Here is a 14,923-nt window from a genome sequence, read left to right as displayed (position 1 = left end):
CAAATGGGTCTGTTGAGTCTTGCAATCTGGACACCGATTGCCTTCGGTGTGCTGCTGCTTGCCATTGGGCGGGATGAGCACGCACGCGCCGTGCGCTGGTTGGCCTTGCTGGGGGCGCTGCTGGGTTTCCTGGTCACGCTGCCTTTGTACGACGGCTTCAAGCTCGGCACTGCAGCGATGCAGTTTGTCGAGAAGGCCTCGTGGATTGAGCGCTTCAATGTGCACTACCACCTGGGCGTGGACGGCATCTCGTTCTGGTTCGTACCGCTCACCGCCTTCATCACGGTAATCGTGGTGATCGCCTCGTGGGAGGCCATCACCGAGCGCGTCAACCAGTACATGGGGGCGTTCCTGATCCTGTCGGGTCTGATGATCGGCGTGTTCAGCGCGCTCGACGGCATCCTGTTCTACGTATTCTTCGAAGCCACGCTGATCCCGATGTACCTGATCATCGGCATCTGGGGCGGCCCCAACAAGATCTACGCGGCGTTCAAGTTCTTCCTGTACACGCTGCTCGGCTCGCTGCTGATGCTGATCGCGCTGATCTACCTGTACAACCAGTCGGGCGGTAGCTTCGACATCGCCACCTGGCACCAGCTGCCCCTGAGCCGCCGCGCGCAGACCATGCTGTTCTTCGCGTTCTTCGCTGCGTTTGCCGTGAAGGTGCCCATGTGGCCGGTGCACACCTGGCTGCCCGACGTGCACGTGGAAGCGCCTACTGGTGGTTCCGCCGTGCTGGCGGCCATCATGCTCAAGCTGGGTGCCTACGGTTTTCTGCGTTTCTCCATGCCCATCGCCCCCGATGCGTCGCGCGAATGGGCCTGGCTGATGATCGCGCTGTCGCTGATCGCCGTGATCTATGTGGGCTTGGTGGCCATGGTCCAGAAGGACATGAAGAAGCTGGTGGCCTACTCGTCCGTGGCCCACATGGGTTTTGTGACCCTGGGCTTCTTCATCTTCAACGATCTGGGTGTGTCTGGCGGCCTGGTGCAGATGATTGCCCACGGTTTTGTGTCGGGCGCGATGTTCCTGTCCATCGGCGTGCTCTACGACCGCGTGCACTCGCGTGAGATCGCGGCCTACGGCGGTGTGGTCAACACCATGCCCAACTTCACGGCGTTTGCGCTGCTGTTCGCCATGGCCAACTGCGGCCTGCCGGGCACCGCGGGCTTCGTGGGCGAGTGGATGGTGATCCTGGGTGCGACCAAGGCCAACTTCTGGATCGGCCTGGCGTCGGCCACGGCGCTGATCTTCGGTGCGGCCTACACCCTGTGGATGTTCAAGCGCGTGTACCTGGGCCCCGTGGCCAACGACCACGTCAAGGAACTCACCGACATCAATAGCCGCGAGTTCCTGGTGATGTCGCTGCTGGCGATTGCCGTGCTGGCCATGGGCCTCTATCCACGCCCCTTTACGGACGTGATGGACACCTCGGTCGCGGAATTGCTCAAGCATGTCGCACTGACCAAGCTGAACTGACCAGACTGAACTGAGAGATTCGAGATGATTGACAACATCAGCTGGCTCGCGATTTACCCCGAAATCGTGCTGTTGACCATGGCCTGCGTCATTGCGCTGGTCGATCTGGGGGTCCACAGCGCCCGCCGCACCGGCACCTATGTGCTGACCATGCTCACGCTGGCCGTGGTGGCGGCCCTGCAGGCCATGTATGCCAGCAGCGGCAACACCTTCTATGGCTTTGGCAACATGGTGGTGAGCGACGCCATGGGCAACTGGCTCAAGTGCTTCGCCACTGTGGCCATGATGGTCACGCTGGTCTACAGCCGCCCCTACGCGGCCGACCGCGACATGATGCGCGGCGGCGAAATGTTCACGCTGTCGATGTTTGCCTTGCTGGGCATGTTCATCATGATCTCCGGCAACAACTTCCTGGTGATCTACCTGGGCCTGGAACTGCTCACCCTGTCCAGCTACGCCCTGGTGGCTCTGCGCCGCGACAATGCCACGGCCACTGAAGCCGCGATGAAGTACTTCGTGCTTGGCGCCATGGCCAGCGGTTTCCTGCTGTACGGCCTGTCCATGGTCTACGGTGCCACGGGTTCGCTCGACATCGGCCAGGTGTTCAAGGCCGTCAACTCCGGCCAGATCAAGCACCAAGTGCTGGTGTTCGGCCTCGTGTTTGTGGTGGCGGGCCTGGCCTTCAAGCTGGGTGTGGTGCCTTTCCACATGTGGATCCCCGACGTATACCAGGGCGCTCCCACGGCCATCACGCTGATGATCGGCGGCGCGCCCAAGCTCGCAGCCTTTGCCATCACCATCCGCCTGCTGGTGGATGGCCTGCTGCCCCTGGCGATCGACTGGCAACAGATGCTGGCGGTGCTGGCCATTGGCTCGCTGCTGGTGGGTAACCTGGCCGCCATTGCGCAGACCAACCTCAAGCGCATGCTGGCGTACTCGACCATTTCGCAAATGGGTTTTGTGTTGCTGGGCCTGATGTCCGGCGTCATCAACGGCAACGTGGATGCCACGGCGGTCGAAAACGCCTACAGCGCGTCCATGTTCTACGTGGTGACCTATGTGCTGACCACGCTGGCCGCGTTTGGCGTGATCCTGCTGCTGGCGCGTGAAGGCTTCGAGAGCGAAGAGATCTCCGATTTCGCGGGCCTGAACCAGCGCAGCCCGCTGTACGCGGGTGTGATGGCGGTGTGCCTGTTCTCCATGGCCGGCATCCCGCCCATGGTGGGTTTCTACGCCAAGCTGTCGGTGCTGCAGGCGCTGGTCGCCTCGGGCCAGGGTCTGTACATTGCGATGGCAGTGTTCGCCGTCATCATGTCGCTGATCGGCGCCTTCTACTACCTGCGCGTGGTCAAGGTCATGTATTTCGATGCGCCGCTGACGGCCACCAACGTGTCTGCCCCAGCAGATGTGCGCGTGGTGCTGACCATCAACGGTGCCCTGGTGCTGGGCTTGGGCCTGCTGCCCGGTGGCCTGATGGCCCTGTGTGCGGACGCCGTGGTGCGTGCGCTGGCGACCTGATCCGCAGCGGGTCCACATGCTGATGACGCAGCGGCGCGCTGCCTCTGATTTCTTCGCCGGTCGCTGACCGGCCAGGGCTCGTTTTTCCGTGTCGCTCACCGGATCCGTCTGGCTCATCATCGTGGCGGCCTTCGTGGCCGCCAACCTGCCTTTTGTCAACCAGCGCTGGCTGGTGGCCGGGCCGGTGGCAACCCCCGCCAAGCCCTTGGTGGGACGGCTGCTGGAGCTGGTAGTGCTCTACTTTGTGGTGGGGGCGCTGGCGCTGATGCTGGAGCGCCGTGCGGGCCAGATCGCGCCCCAGGGCTGGGAGTTCTACGCCATCACCGGCACCATGTTCCTGACCTTTGCCTTTCCTGGTTTTGTCTACCGGTATCTGCTGCGGCGCCACCACAGCTGATCTGGCCGAGACTGTTCACCCACGATTGCGTCGCCCACGAGTGTTGCCATGAAGGTGCTCGACCTCCAATGTCGGCAAGGCCATGTCTTTGAGGGCTGGTTTGGCTCCGAGGACGACTTCCAGAGCCAAAAGCAGCGTGCCCTGGTGCAATGCCCCCTGTGCGGCGACGATCACATTGAAAAGCGGCTCAGTGCCCCGCGCCTGAATCTGGGCGCCCGCGCGCCTGCGGCTGCCGAGGCCGCCGCGCCAGCGCACCCCACCGCCACGGCGGGCACGCATGGCCCAAACTCTTCAGAGGCAGCGATGCTGCCCCCCGCCTTGCAGGCCGCCTGGCTGGCGCTGGCCCGCAAAGTGGTGGCCAGCACCGAGGATGTGGGTGAGCGTTTTGCCCAGGAGGCCCGGCGCATGCACCATGGCGAGGTGGAAGAGCGTGCCATCCGGGGCCAGGCCACGCCCGACGAGGCGGTGCAGCTGCTGGAAGAGGGCATTGCTGTCATGCCCCTGCCCCTGCCAGTGGCCGCCAAGGAAACCCTGCAATAGGCTTTTCTGCCCTGGGTGGGGATAGGAGGGGCTGAATTTTTGACTATTTAGCCCGTTGCCGCGCGACCAGTATATGTTGATAGCTATCATTTTGATAGTTTTCAATTCTGTATCCACGCCTGACTGCACCTGCCCGCCTCATGCCGCGAATTGCAGCGCAGCCAGCCGGGCATAGACACCCCCTTGCGCTAGCAGGCTGGTGTGGGTGCCTTGTTCCACGATGCGCCCGTGGTCCAGTACCACGATGCGGTCGGCGTTTTGCACGGTGGCAAGCCGGTGTGCAATGACCAGCGTGGTCCGGCGGCCGGTGTGGCGCTGCATGGCAGTGTCCAGCGCGGCCTGCACCATGCGCTCGCTCTCGGCGTCGAGTGCGCTGGTGGCTTCGTCGAGCAGCAGCAGGGGCGGGTTCTTGAGCATGGCCCGTGCAATCGCGATGCGCTGGCGCTGCCCGCCCGACAGCCGCACGCCGCGCTCACCGAGAAAGGTGGCATAGCCCTCGGGCAGCGCCATGAGGAAGTCATGGGCAAAGGCGGCGCGGGCGGCGGCCACCACCTCGTCGTCCGTGGCCTCGGGGCGCCCATAGCGGATGTTCTCCAGGGCCGAGGCCGAGAAGATCACTGCGTCCTGCGGCACCGTGCCCGTGTGGGCCCGTAGGGTGCCCAGCGCCATGTCGCGAATGTCCACCCCGTTGAGCAGAATGCGCCCTTGCCGGGGCGCCGATGTGCCCGGCGCGCCAGGGATGTTGCTCTGGGCATCCACGTCCACGTCGTAGAAGCGTTGCAGCAGCTGCAGCACCGTGGTCTTGCCCGCACCGCTCGCGCCGACCAGGGCCACGGTTTCCCCGGGCGCCAGGTGCAGCGAAAAGCCCTGCAGAGCGGCCTGCTCAGGCCGCGAGGGGTAGTGGAACCACACGTTGTCAAACTGCACCTCCAGGCCCTGGCCGGAGGTGGGGAGGTCTCGGGGCGCGGCAGGGTCTGCCACGGGGGAGCGGCTTGCCAGCAGCTCCATCAGCCGCTCGGTGGCGCCCGCAGCGCGCAGCAGGTCCCCATACACCTCGCCCAGCACGGCCACGGCCCCCGCCAGCAGGATCACGTAGACAACAGTCTGCCCCAGGTGGCCCGCACTCATCTGGCCCGCCAGCACCGCCTCGGTGCCCCGGTACAGCCCCCACAGCAGCAGGGCGGCATTGGCGATGATGATGAAGGCGACCAGCACTGCCCGCGCGCGGGTGCGCTGGATGGCCGCCTGGAAGGCGTTTTCGGTGGCGCGCATGAACCGGGCCGTCTCGCGCGGCTCGGCCGCATGGCTTTGCACCACCGGCACGGCGTTCAGCACCTCGGCGGCAATGGCGCTGGAGTCGGCCACCCGGTCCTGGCTGTCCCGCGACAGCCGCCGCACGCGCCGCCCGATCCACATCGTCGGCAGCACTACCAGCACAACGGCCAGCAGCACCACCGACATCACGTAAGGGTTGGTCCACACCAGCATGGCCAGCGCGCCAATGCCCATCACCGCGTTGCGCAGCCCCATCGACAACGACGAGCCGACCACGGTCTGCACCAGGGTGGTGTCGGCGGTGAGGCGGGACAACACCTCCCCGGTCTGTGTGGTTTCAAAAAACTGCGGGCTTTGCCGCAGCACATGGCCGTAGACCGCATTGCGCAGGTCGGCGGTCACCCGTTCGCCCAGCCAGCTCACCATGTAAAAGCGCGCGGCAGAGAACACCCCCAGCGCCACCGCGACAGCGAACAAGGCCTCGAAGTGGCCCCGCAGCGCCATGGCCTGCGCGCCCTTGTCGCTGGCTGAACCACCCACCAGGCCCCCATCGATCAGGCCGCGCAGCGCCATCGGAAACGCCAGCGTGGCCAGCGCAGCCAGCACCAGAAAGACACCCGACAGCAGGATGTGGATGCGGTAGGGCCGCAGAAAGGGGAACAGGCCGGTCAACGAGCGCGGAGCCCCGCGTGCCGGGTGGGAGGAGGGGATGGATGCCATGGTGGCAGTGTAGGCCCGGCCCATGACGGCGTGCGCGGAGCGCAGGCCAGTGGGTGCTGCGGGGCGGTGTCAGCAAAAAGTCAGTGATGCGCGCGCACCGCGAGCACCCGTGCCGGGGCAGCGTGCAGGCCACGCGAGTGGCAGGATTGAGCACTGGCCTGCGCTGTGAGCCCGCAGCCGACGGCGTGCCTGCGCAGCGGGCGGTGGGTACGTAGGCATTTATACATAGGCATTAGTCCCAGTATCTACCGCAGGGTAGAGAGACATACGATGCGCCGAGACCCACACACGGAGACCTTGCAGCAAGGCTCCATTCCTCAGCACCCTACGGAGCGGCCAAGGCGCAATGAGCGACGTCATTCTTGAAACCAGAAGCCTGACCAAAGAGTTCAAGGGCTTCACTGCCGTGAGCGATGTGAACCTGGCAGTGCGCCGTGGTTCCATCCATGCGCTGATCGGCCCCAATGGCGCAGGCAAGACCACCTGCTTCAACCTGCTGACCAAGTTCCTGGAGCCTACCTCGGGCGTGATCCGCTTCAACGGGCACGACATCACACGCGAGCAGCCTGCGCAGATTGCCCGGCGTGGTGTGATCCGCTCGTTCCAGATCTCGGCGGTGTTCCCGCACCTCACGCTGATCGAGAACGTGCGCCTGGGCCTGCAGCGCAAGCTGGGCACGTCGTTCCATTTCTGGCGCAGCGAACGCACCCTGAGCCAGCTGGACGACCGTGCCATGCAACTGCTGACCGAGGTGGGCCTGGAAGACCTGGCCGACGAGGTCACCGTGAACCTGCCCTATGGCCGCAAGCGCGCGCTGGAGATCGCCACCACCCTGTCAATGGAGCCCGAGTTGATGCTGCTCGACGAGCCCACGCAGGGCATGGGCCACGAGGACGTGGACCGCGTCACCCAGCTCATCAAGAAGGTCTCTGCCGGCCGCACCATCCTGATGGTGGAGCACAACATGAAGGTCGTCTCCACTATCGCTGACCGCATCACGGTGCTGCAGCGCGGTGCCGTGCTGGCTGAAGGGCCCTACGAAGAAGTTTCGAACAACCCCCAAGTGATGGAAGCCTACATGGGCACGACTGACGGCCAACTGCAGGGAGCGCACTGATGGCTGGCGTTCCCGCACTCGAAATCAAGAACCTCGAAGCCTGGTACGGAGAATCGCATGTGCTGCACGGCGTGGACATCGTCGTGCAGCCCGGCGAGGTGGTCACGCTGCTGGGCCGCAACGGTGCGGGCCGCACCACCACCATGCGCGCCATCATGGGCCTGACCGGCGCGCGCAAGGGCTCGGTCAAGATCAACGGCGTGGAAACCGTGAACATGCCCACGCACCGCATTGCGCACCTGGGCGTGGGCTACTGCCCGGAAGAGCGTGGCATCTTCTCCAGCCTGTCGTGCGAAGAGAACCTGCTGCTGCCGCCCGCGCTCAAGACCGGCACACCCGGCATGTCGGTGCAAGAGATCTACGCCATGTTCCCCAACCTGGCCGAGCGCAAGAACAGCCAGGGCACGCGCCTGTCGGGTGGCGAGCAGCAGATGCTGGCCGTGGCCCGCATCCTGCGCACGGGCGCCAACCTGCTGCTGCTCGATGAAATCTCCGAAGGCCTCGCACCCGTCATCGTGCAGGCCCTGGCCCGCATGATCAAGATGCTGCGCGAAAAGGGCTACACGGTGGTCATGGTCGAGCAGAACTTCCGCTTTGCCGCGCCGCTGGCCGACCGCTTCTACGTGATGGAGCATGGCCGCATCGTCGAGAAGTTCGGCGCGTCCGAACTCGACGCCAAGATGCCCGTGCTCAACGAATTGTTGGGCGTCTGAGTGCAGACCGCTCCCCATTTTTCGCTTTCTTCAACCACCACACCCACAGGAGACAAATCCATGAAGAAACAACTCACACTGCTGGCCTTGATGCTGGCCGCTGCAGGCCTGGCCTCTACGGCCCAGGCACAGGACAAGGTCAAGATCGGCTTCATCACCGACATGTCCAGCCTGTACGCCGACCTGGAGGGCAAGAACGGTGCCGTGGCCATCCAGATGGCCATCGACGACTTCGGCGGCAAGGTGCTGGGCATGCCCATCGAGCTGCTCACGGCTGATCACCAGAACAAGGCCGACATCGCTGCCTCCAAGGCCCGCGAGTGGATCGACACCCAGGGCCTGACCATGGTCTTTGGCGGCACCAACTCCGGCACGGCGCTGGCCACGGCCAAGGTGGCTGCAGAGAAAAAGCGTGTCTACATCAACAACGGCGCTGCCAGCTCGGCACTGACCAACGACCAGTGCACCCCCTACACGGTGCACTACGCGTATGACACGGTCGCCCTGGCCAAGGGCACGGGCTCTGCGATCATCGACACGGGCGGCAAGAGCTGGTACTTCCTCACGGCAGACTACGCTTTCGGCCACGCGCTGGAGGCTGACACCAGCACCGTGGTCAAGGCCAAGGGCGGTACCGTGGTGGGCGCCGTGCGCCACCCGCTCAACGCGTCGGACTTCTCGTCCTTCCTGCTGCAGGCGCAAAACTCCAAGGCCCAGATCCTGGGCCTGGCCAATGCCGGTGGCGACACCATCAATGCCATCAAGGCCGCCAAGGAGTTCGGCATCGGCAAGAGCATGAAGCTCGCCGGTCTGCTGATCTTCATCTCTGACGTGCACAGCCTGGGCCTGCGCAACACCGAAGGCCTGCAGTTCACCACCAGCTGGTACTGGGACCTGAACGACGAGACGCGCAAGTTCTCGGCCCGCTTCTTCGAGAAGACCAAGCGCATGCCTACCGAAATCCAGGCGGCCGACTACTCTGCCACCATGAACTACCTCAAGGCCGTGGAAGCCGCCAAGTCGGTCGATGCCGACAAGGTGATGGCCACCTGGCGCGGCATGAAGATGAACGACTTCTTCGGCTCGGGCCAGCTGCGTCCTGACGGCCGCTACGTGCACGACATGTACCTGATGGAAGTGAAGAAGCCTTCGGAATCCACCAAGCCCTGGGACTACTACAAGCTCATCAAGAAGCTGCCCGGTGACCAGGTGTTCACCACCAAGGCCGAGAGCAAGTGCGCGCTCTGGAAGTAACCCCCTGAGAGGAAGCCCCCGCGCCCGACCCCGCCGCTGCCGGCGGGGCCTGGCCTGCGGGCGCCCTCTGACCTGAACCCCTCCACCTGCTGCTGCCTCCCATGGAAATCTTTGGTGTCTCATTGCCCGGCCTGTTGAGCCAGCTCCTTCTGGGGCTGGTCAACGGATCGTTCTACGCAATCCTCAGCCTCGGGCTGGCCGTGATCTTCGGCCTGCTCAACGTCATCAACTTTGCGCATGGTGCGCTGTTCATGACCGGCGCCCTGATCACCTGGATGGCCATGAACTACCTCGGCATCAACTACTGGTTGATGCTGGTGCTGGCACCGCTGGTGGTGGGCCTGTTCGGGGTCCTGGTCGAGCGCCTGCTGCTGCGCTGGATCTACAAGCTCGACCACCTGTACGGCCTGCTGCTCACGCTGGGCCTCACGCTGCTCATCGAAGGCGTGTTCCGCTCGATCTACGGCGTATCGGGCCTGGGCTACGACACGCCCGAGCTGCTCGAAGGCGCCACCAACCTCGGCTTCATGATCATGCCCAACTACCGCGCCTGGGTCGTGGTGGCATCGGTGGTCGTGTGCCTGGCCACCTGGTATGTGATCGAAAAAACCAAGCTCGGTGCCTACCTGCGCGCCGGTACCGAAAACCCGCGCCTGGTCGAGGCCTTCGGCATCAACGTGCCGGTGATGGTGACGCTGACCTACGCCTTTGGCGCCGCACTGGCCGCGTTTGCCGGTGTGCTCGCTGCGCCTGTGTACCAGGTCACGCCGCTCATGGGCCAGAACCTCATCATCGTGGTGTTTGCGGTGGTGGTGATTGGCGGCATGGGCTCCATCATGGGCTCCATCCTCACCGGGCTGGGCCTGGGCGTCATTGAAGGCTTCACCAAGGTGTTCTACCCCGAAGCGTCGTCCACCGTGGTGTTTGTCATCATGGTCATCGTTCTCCTCATCCGCCCCGCCGGCCTGTTCGGCAAAGAGAAATAAGGGGCAGCCAGCATGAACTTCAAGAACATTGCCCCCATCGGATACGGCCTGCTGCTGCTGGGCCTGGTTGTTGCACCCTTCCTCGGTGCCTACCCTGTTTTCGTGATGAAGCTCATGTGCTTTGCACTGTTTGCTTCGGCCTTCAATTTGCTGCTGGGCTTCACGGGGCTGCTGTCGTTTGGCCATGCCGCCTTCCTGGGGGGCGCGGCGTATGTCACCGGCCACGCCATCAAGGTCTGGGGTCTCACGCCTGAAGTGGGCCTGCTCCTGGGCACGGCAGGGGGCGCGCTGCTGGGCCTGCTCTTTGGCTGGCTGGCCATCCGCCGCCAGGGCATCTACTTCTCCATGATCACGCTGGCGCTGGCGCAGATGCTGTTCTTTGCCTGCCTGCAGGCACCCTTCACCGGCGGTGAAGACGGCCTGCAGGGCGTGCCGCGTGGCAAGCTGTTCGGCGTGATCGACCTCAAGAGCGATCTGGTCATGTACTACGTGGCCCTGGTCATCGTAGTGGCGGCCTTCCTGCTCATCGTGCGGACCATCCACTCGCCATTCGGCCAGGTGCTCAAGGGCATCAAAGAGAACGAACCGCGTGCCATCTCGCTGGGCTACGACACGCACCGCTTCAAGCTGCTGGCCTTTGTGCTGTCGGCTGCGCTGGCGGGCCTGGCAGGCTCGCTCAAGACCCTGGTGCTGGGCTTTGCCACGCTGTCGGACGTGCACTGGACGGCCTCAGGCCAGGTCATTTTGATGACGCTGGTGGGCGGCCTGGGCACGCTGTCGGGCCCGCTCATCGGCTCGGCCGTGGTGGTGCTGCTGGAGAACAAGATCGGCGAGTTCGGCAACCTGCTGGCTGCCCTGACCAGCGTGGAATGGTTCAAGACCCTGGGCGAATCCGTCACCATGGTCACCGGCTTGATCTTCGTGATCTGTGTGCTGGCCTTCCGCCGGGGCATCATGGGCGAGATCATTGCCTGGCTGGCACAACGGCGCGCGGGCAACACAGCCAAGCACTGACCCCGTCATTGCCCGCAACGGCGGACTGCTACCTGGATGCTGCTCAAAAAGCCGCTGCCGCCCTCACAAGCGCAGCGGTTTTGCATATCCGGTCATCTCCAGGTACCCCCGGCCCACGGGCTGCCCGCTGCCGTCCAGCAGGTCGGACAGTCCCTCCCAATAAATCGCGCCGCTGGACCCGCTGCTGTCCAGCTCCTGGTTATCCAGCAGCGCGCGCACCTCGAACTGCCCCACCGGCGTCAACACCCGCCACTGCACCGGGTAGCGCGCGCCGCTGTGCGGGCTGGCCCAGGTGCGCAGCGGGGTGAACACCACGGCCTGCGCGCCAAACACCTGCGCAGGCTGCCCGGGGGCCCGCCACGACCCTCCGGCCCACAGTGCCGAGCCATCCGCGCGCCGCAGGCGGAAGGCCGTCAATGCACTGCCATCGGCCAGGTTCATGCCAATCCAGTCCCAGCCCTGGGCCTCGGGGTGCATCAGCGCCTCGCTCCACTCGTGGTCCATCCACGCGCGGCCGGTGCCCGGCTCCACCGCCATGCGGCGGCCCGCCAATGTCAGGTGTCCGCTCACGGCCAGCTGCGGCTGGCTGTAGTAGTAGCTCGCCTGCGCCGCATCCGGCCCCTTGCGTGACAGGCCTTTCTGGCCCTGCAGCAGCACCGGCTGCGTGCTGTCGAACTGCAACTCCAGCCCCAGCTCGCTGCCGGTGATGCGTGTGGTGTAGCGGCTGCGCGGGCCATCGGCGGCCGTGCTGCTCGGCACATCACTGCGCTCCAGCGTCCAGTCCTGCAGCCGGATGCGCGTGTCCGCTTCGCTGGCCTGCGCCACACCAAAACCTGCGCGCGCAATGCGCTGGTCATGCCGCAGGCGCAGCCCTTTCACGTCAGTGATGGCTGCATGTGCAAACAACAGCTGCTTGGCCGCAAACGCCGACTGCAGGCCCTGCGTGGCATCCACCCGCGACCGGAAAAACGTGAGCTGAAACCCCCACGGCTGGCCCTGCGCCTGCACATGGCCGGTGATGTACCACCACTCGGTGCGCAGCTCCGGGTGGCTGCCGTGGTCGCGCGGAAAGGCCAGCGTGCGCGCGGGCAGCGCCTGCGCCGCCCCCGGCCAGAGCAGCGCGCCCAGCCCGGCTGCCTGCAGGCTGGCCCCCATCAGCCACTGGCGGCGGGTGGAGCTGTGCATGGTGTGGGGATCGGGGTACGGGATGGAGTTACGGAATGGAACTGCGGGACGGGGCAGGGCGCTCAGCCCATCAACGCATCCACCTTCTGCTGCGCGGCCGAGCAATCGCCAAACGTGCGGTCCACCCACTCGGTGTCGAAGTACGTGGGCAGATACCGTTCGCCCGCATCACACAGCAGCGACAGGATGGAGCCGCGCTCGCCCCGCTCGCGCATCTCGCTGGCCAGCGTGAGCATGGCCACAAAGTTGGTGCCTGTAGACGGGCCTACGCGCCGCCCCAGCAACTGCGACAGCGCGCGCATGGCCGCGATGGATTCGCAGTCCGCCACATCCACCATGCGGTCCACCAGCGTGCGGATAAAGCTCGGCTCCACACGTGGCCGTCCAATGCCTTCGATGCGCGATCCCGGCGCCGTAAGCTGTGCATCGCCCGTGCGGTGGTAGGCGCTGAACACCGACCCTGCCGGGTCGGCCACACACACCTGCGTGGCATGGCGCTGGTAGCGCACATACCGGCCAATGGTGGCGCTGGTGCCGCCCGTGCCCGCACCCACCACGATCCAGCGCGGCACCGGGTGCGGCTCGCGCGCCATCTGCGTGAACATGCTCTCGGCAATGTTGTTGTTGCCGCGCCAGTCGGTCGCGCGCTCGGCATAGGTGAACTGGTCCATGTAGTGGCCGCCGGTCTCCTCGGCAATCGCCCGGGCCGCGTCATACACCGCACCCGCGCTGTCCACAAAGTGGCAACGCCCGCCATGGAACTCGATCTGCGCCACCTTCTCCGGCGAGGTGCTGCGCGGCATCACCGCCACAAACGGCAACCCCAGCAGGCGGGCAAAGTAGGCCTCGCTCACCGCCGTGGAACCGCTGGAGGATTCAACGATGGTCGAGCCCGCATGCACCCAGCCATTGCACAGCGCATACAAAAACAGCGACCGCGCCAGCCGGTGCTTCAGGCTGCCCGTGGGGTGGGTGGATTCGTCCTTGAGGTACAGGTCAATGCCATGCGCGGCAAAGGCGGGCAGCCGCAGCGGGATCAGGTGCGTGTCGGCGCTGCGCTGGTAGTCGGCTTCGATGCGGGCGATGGCTTCGTGGAGCCAGGGGGAGGAAGGCAGGGTCATGGGGAATTTTGCGCGTTAGCTCGACTGGAGGGCTTTGAGTGGTCAGGACGTTGAATACGGCTTCTCACAATGTTTTTCGGCCTTCCTGTAGAGCATGCTCGATAAAAAAGCGAAACCTAGAGATGTGCCGGAAGATACGAAAGCAGCCAAGCCAAGGAATGCACAGGCTGTGAATCCCGCGAGGAAGAAAAGCGATGGGGCCGAGGGCTTGCGAGAAAAAGAAACGATGAAAGCGATGTAAGCGCCTAAAGCAGCGCCCGGCCACGCACCCCATAGATTCTTGGATACGGCTCGAAAGCCAGGAATGGGGTTGGCGTCGGGTTCCAGCCAGGTGCCCCACACTGCCGCAAGCAGAAAAAAAGCCGCGACGGCGCAGGCAAATATTTTCTCTGACAGTGAAAAAGGTGACTTCATTGCAATGGATGTAACTCGGACCGTGTCTAGATCCCTGGCTGCGAGGTTCGCACCGTGTCGATGAATTTGTTGACGCGAATGTCGCGACTCCAGGGTTGTCGAGTTTATTGTTTCCAGTTCACATTCAAGCGCCTGTGAGTGGGCTGGTGATCACTCCCACGCCAGACACATCCTGTCTGTATTGCATTGACGGCGTTGGAGCATCAACCATCAATCACACAGGATGAGTGAAGGGGAAGAGCGTAAAAGCCGCTTCGCGCCCGTTCTTTCTTCACCAATCCTCCTTCACCGCCATCACCGCATCCCTCCCAGCCGCCGCCCGCCCCGCCAGCCACGCGGTGGCCGTGCCCGACACCACCACCGCAGCACACAACCCCAGCAACCTCCCCCCCGGCACCGCCAGATCCATCGTCCAGTGAAAACTCTGCGGGTTGACCACGTGCACCAGCACCACCGACACGGCCAGCCCCAGCAGAACGCCTGCCGCCGCGCCCACGGCCGTCCACGCAGCGCCTTCGCCCGCCACCACGGTCAGGATCTGCCGCCGCGTGAGGCCCAGGTGGGCGAGCAGGCCGAACTCCTTGCGGCGGGCCAGCACCTGGGCGCTGAAGCTGGCGGCCACGCCGAACAGGCCGATGGCGATGGCCACGGCCTGGAGCCAGTAGGTGACGGCGAAGCTGCGGTCGAAGATGCGCAGCGAGCGGTCGCGGATGGCGCCGGAGGAGGCGAATTCGACCAGGGTTTCGCTGTTGTCGCCCGCGCCCGCCGTGTGGCCTGTGTGGGTGGCAGCCAAATTGTGGATGGCGGCCTGCAGGGCGGCGGTGTCGGTGCCTTCGCGGGGCCATAGGGCCAGGTCGCTGGTGCGGGCGTCGCCGGTCAGGCGCAGCCAGGCGGCGCGGTCCAGGGCCACGGCGCCGGACTGACGGGCGTAGTCGCGCCATACGCCTGCTATGAAAAAGATAGCTGCTTTGGCATGTCCATCGCGCGCAAACGGCCTAAAAGACTCTGAAAGTGCGGGCCATTCCATGCCGGGGCGCACGCCATACAAGTCCACCACCGCTTCGCTGATGTAGACGCCGGTGCGACCTGCAGGCACGGGTAAGGGCTCGCCCACCAGGGGCAGGCTTTGGGCGGGGTTGTCGCCCAGCGGGCGGCTCAGCACGGCCAGGGCGGGCAGGGTGGGCGAGAGC

Annotated in this window: 14 protein-coding genes; 9 read left to right on the top strand and 5 right to left on the bottom strand. The window is 64.8% G+C overall.

The features are described 5' to 3' along the window. Positions 1 to 3 precede the first annotated feature (3 nt). From AC07Z7_RS19615 to AC07Z7_RS19600, 4 genes are all read left to right on the top strand, one after another. A complete protein-coding gene (locus AC07Z7_RS19615; protein ID WP_252657854.1) occupies positions 4 to 1,479 on the top strand; it encodes an NADH-quinone oxidoreductase subunit M in 1,476 nt (491 codons plus the stop codon). 24 nt (positions 1,480 to 1,503) lie between these two features. After that, positions 1,504 to 2,997, top strand: a complete 1,494-nt coding sequence (nuoN, locus tag AC07Z7_RS19610) for an NADH-quinone oxidoreductase subunit NuoN (protein WP_252657855.1) — start codon at positions 1,504 to 1,506, stop codon at positions 2,995 to 2,997. Between the two features lie 88 nt (positions 2,998 to 3,085). Next, complete coding sequence (locus tag AC07Z7_RS19605; RefSeq protein WP_494767368.1) at positions 3,086 to 3,394, top strand: DUF2818 family protein; 309 nt, start codon at positions 3,086 to 3,088, stop codon at positions 3,392 to 3,394. A 48-nt stretch (positions 3,395 to 3,442) separates the two neighbouring features. After that, positions 3,443 to 3,934 (top strand): DUF1178 family protein, encoded by a 492-nt coding sequence (locus AC07Z7_RS19600; RefSeq protein WP_094285683.1) that lies wholly within the window; start codon positions 3,443 to 3,445, stop codon positions 3,932 to 3,934. A 138-nt stretch (positions 3,935 to 4,072) separates the two neighbouring features. Here AC07Z7_RS19600 and AC07Z7_RS19595 read toward each other — a convergent pair whose 3' ends face one another. Next, the gene (locus AC07Z7_RS19595) at positions 4,073 to 5,929 is read right to left on the bottom strand and encodes an ABC transporter transmembrane domain-containing protein (RefSeq protein ID WP_494767367.1); all 1,857 of its coding nucleotides are present in this window, start codon (positions 5,927 to 5,929) and stop codon (positions 4,073 to 4,075) included. A gap of 346 nt (positions 5,930 to 6,275) precedes the next feature. On the opposite strand from AC07Z7_RS19595, the gene AC07Z7_RS19590 reads away from it, so the two are divergent. The 5 genes from AC07Z7_RS19590 (at position 6,276) to AC07Z7_RS19570 (ending at position 11,013) form a co-directional block, all read left to right on the top strand. Then, the gene (locus tag AC07Z7_RS19590; protein WP_494767366.1) at positions 6,276 to 7,046 is read left to right on the top strand and encodes an ABC transporter ATP-binding protein; all 771 of its coding nucleotides are present in this window, start codon (positions 6,276 to 6,278) and stop codon (positions 7,044 to 7,046) included. Continuing rightward, positions 7,046 to 7,759 (top strand): ABC transporter ATP-binding protein, encoded by a 714-nt coding sequence (locus AC07Z7_RS19585; protein ID WP_094285687.1) that lies wholly within the window; start codon positions 7,046 to 7,048, stop codon positions 7,757 to 7,759. The genes AC07Z7_RS19590 and AC07Z7_RS19585 overlap by 1 nt, the downstream gene beginning before the upstream one ends. A gap of 60 nt (positions 7,760 to 7,819) precedes the next feature. Next, the gene (locus AC07Z7_RS19580; RefSeq protein WP_094285689.1) at positions 7,820 to 9,013 is read left to right on the top strand and encodes an ABC transporter substrate-binding protein; all 1,194 of its coding nucleotides are present in this window, start codon (positions 7,820 to 7,822) and stop codon (positions 9,011 to 9,013) included. Between the two features lie 101 nt (positions 9,014 to 9,114). Then, positions 9,115 to 9,999: a branched-chain amino acid ABC transporter permease gene (locus AC07Z7_RS19575; protein ID WP_252657860.1), complete on the top strand. Its 885-nt coding sequence runs from the start codon at positions 9,115 to 9,117 to the stop codon at positions 9,997 to 9,999. A 12-nt stretch (positions 10,000 to 10,011) separates the two neighbouring features. Then, positions 10,012 to 11,013, top strand: coding sequence for a branched-chain amino acid ABC transporter permease (locus AC07Z7_RS19570; RefSeq protein ID WP_094285693.1), 1,002 nt, complete (start codon positions 10,012 to 10,014; stop codon positions 11,011 to 11,013). Positions 11,014 to 11,076: 63 nt separating this feature from the next. Here the strand turns inward: AC07Z7_RS19570 and AC07Z7_RS19565 are convergent, their stop codons facing one another. The 4 genes from AC07Z7_RS19565 to AC07Z7_RS19550 form a co-directional block, all read right to left on the bottom strand. Continuing rightward, a complete protein-coding gene (locus AC07Z7_RS19565) occupies positions 11,077 to 12,198 on the bottom strand; it encodes a lipocalin-like domain-containing protein (protein ID WP_494767365.1) in 1,122 nt (373 codons plus the stop codon). Positions 12,199 to 12,260: 62 nt separating this feature from the next. After that, a complete protein-coding gene (locus tag AC07Z7_RS19560; protein WP_494767364.1) occupies positions 12,261 to 13,319 on the bottom strand; it encodes a PLP-dependent cysteine synthase family protein in 1,059 nt (352 codons plus the stop codon). A gap of 42 nt (positions 13,320 to 13,361) precedes the next feature. Further along, complete coding sequence (locus AC07Z7_RS19555) at positions 13,362 to 13,733, bottom strand: hypothetical protein (RefSeq protein WP_494767363.1); 372 nt, start codon at positions 13,731 to 13,733, stop codon at positions 13,362 to 13,364. Positions 13,734 to 14,004: 271 nt separating this feature from the next. Next, on the bottom strand, positions 14,005 to 14,923 hold a 919-nt coding region (locus AC07Z7_RS19550), incomplete at its 5' end, for an FtsX-like permease family protein (protein WP_494767362.1).

This window comes from Acidovorax sp. GW101-11A03 (assembly GCF_059424825.1).
Note: the sequence above shows the minus strand (reverse complement) of the source record. Positions and strands in the feature narration are given on the sequence as shown.

What these genes read in the sequence shown, in the direction of transcription:
- AC07Z7_RS19615 (WP_252657854.1), top strand. Translation starts at nt 4, where the DNA reads ATGGGTCTGTTGAGTCTTGCAATCTGGACACCGATTGCCTTCGGTGTG.
- nuoN (WP_252657855.1), top strand. Translation starts at nt 1,504, where the DNA reads ATGATTGACAACATCAGCTGGCTCGCGATTTACCCCGAAATCGTGCTG.
- AC07Z7_RS19600 (WP_094285683.1), top strand. Translation starts at nt 3,443, where the DNA reads ATGAAGGTGCTCGACCTCCAATGTCGGCAAGGCCATGTCTTTGAGGGC.
- AC07Z7_RS19595 (WP_494767367.1), bottom strand. Translation starts at nt 5,929, where the DNA reads ATGGCATCCATCCCCTCCTCCCACCCGGCACGCGGGGCTCCGCGCTCG.
- AC07Z7_RS19590 (WP_494767366.1), top strand. Translation starts at nt 6,276, where the DNA reads ATGAGCGACGTCATTCTTGAAACCAGAAGCCTGACCAAAGAGTTCAAG.
- AC07Z7_RS19585 (WP_094285687.1), top strand. Translation starts at nt 7,046, where the DNA reads ATGGCTGGCGTTCCCGCACTCGAAATCAAGAACCTCGAAGCCTGGTAC.
- AC07Z7_RS19580 (WP_094285689.1), top strand. Translation starts at nt 7,820, where the DNA reads ATGAAGAAACAACTCACACTGCTGGCCTTGATGCTGGCCGCTGCAGGC.
- AC07Z7_RS19575 (WP_252657860.1), top strand. Translation starts at nt 9,115, where the DNA reads ATGGAAATCTTTGGTGTCTCATTGCCCGGCCTGTTGAGCCAGCTCCTT.
- AC07Z7_RS19570 (WP_094285693.1), top strand. Translation starts at nt 10,012, where the DNA reads ATGAACTTCAAGAACATTGCCCCCATCGGATACGGCCTGCTGCTGCTG.
- AC07Z7_RS19565 (WP_494767365.1), bottom strand. Translation starts at nt 12,198, where the DNA reads ATGCACAGCTCCACCCGCCGCCAGTGGCTGATGGGGGCCAGCCTGCAG.
- AC07Z7_RS19560 (WP_494767364.1), bottom strand. Translation starts at nt 13,319, where the DNA reads ATGACCCTGCCTTCCTCCCCCTGGCTCCACGAAGCCATCGCCCGCATC.
- AC07Z7_RS19555 (WP_494767363.1), bottom strand. Translation starts at nt 13,733, where the DNA reads ATGAAGTCACCTTTTTCACTGTCAGAGAAAATATTTGCCTGCGCCGTC.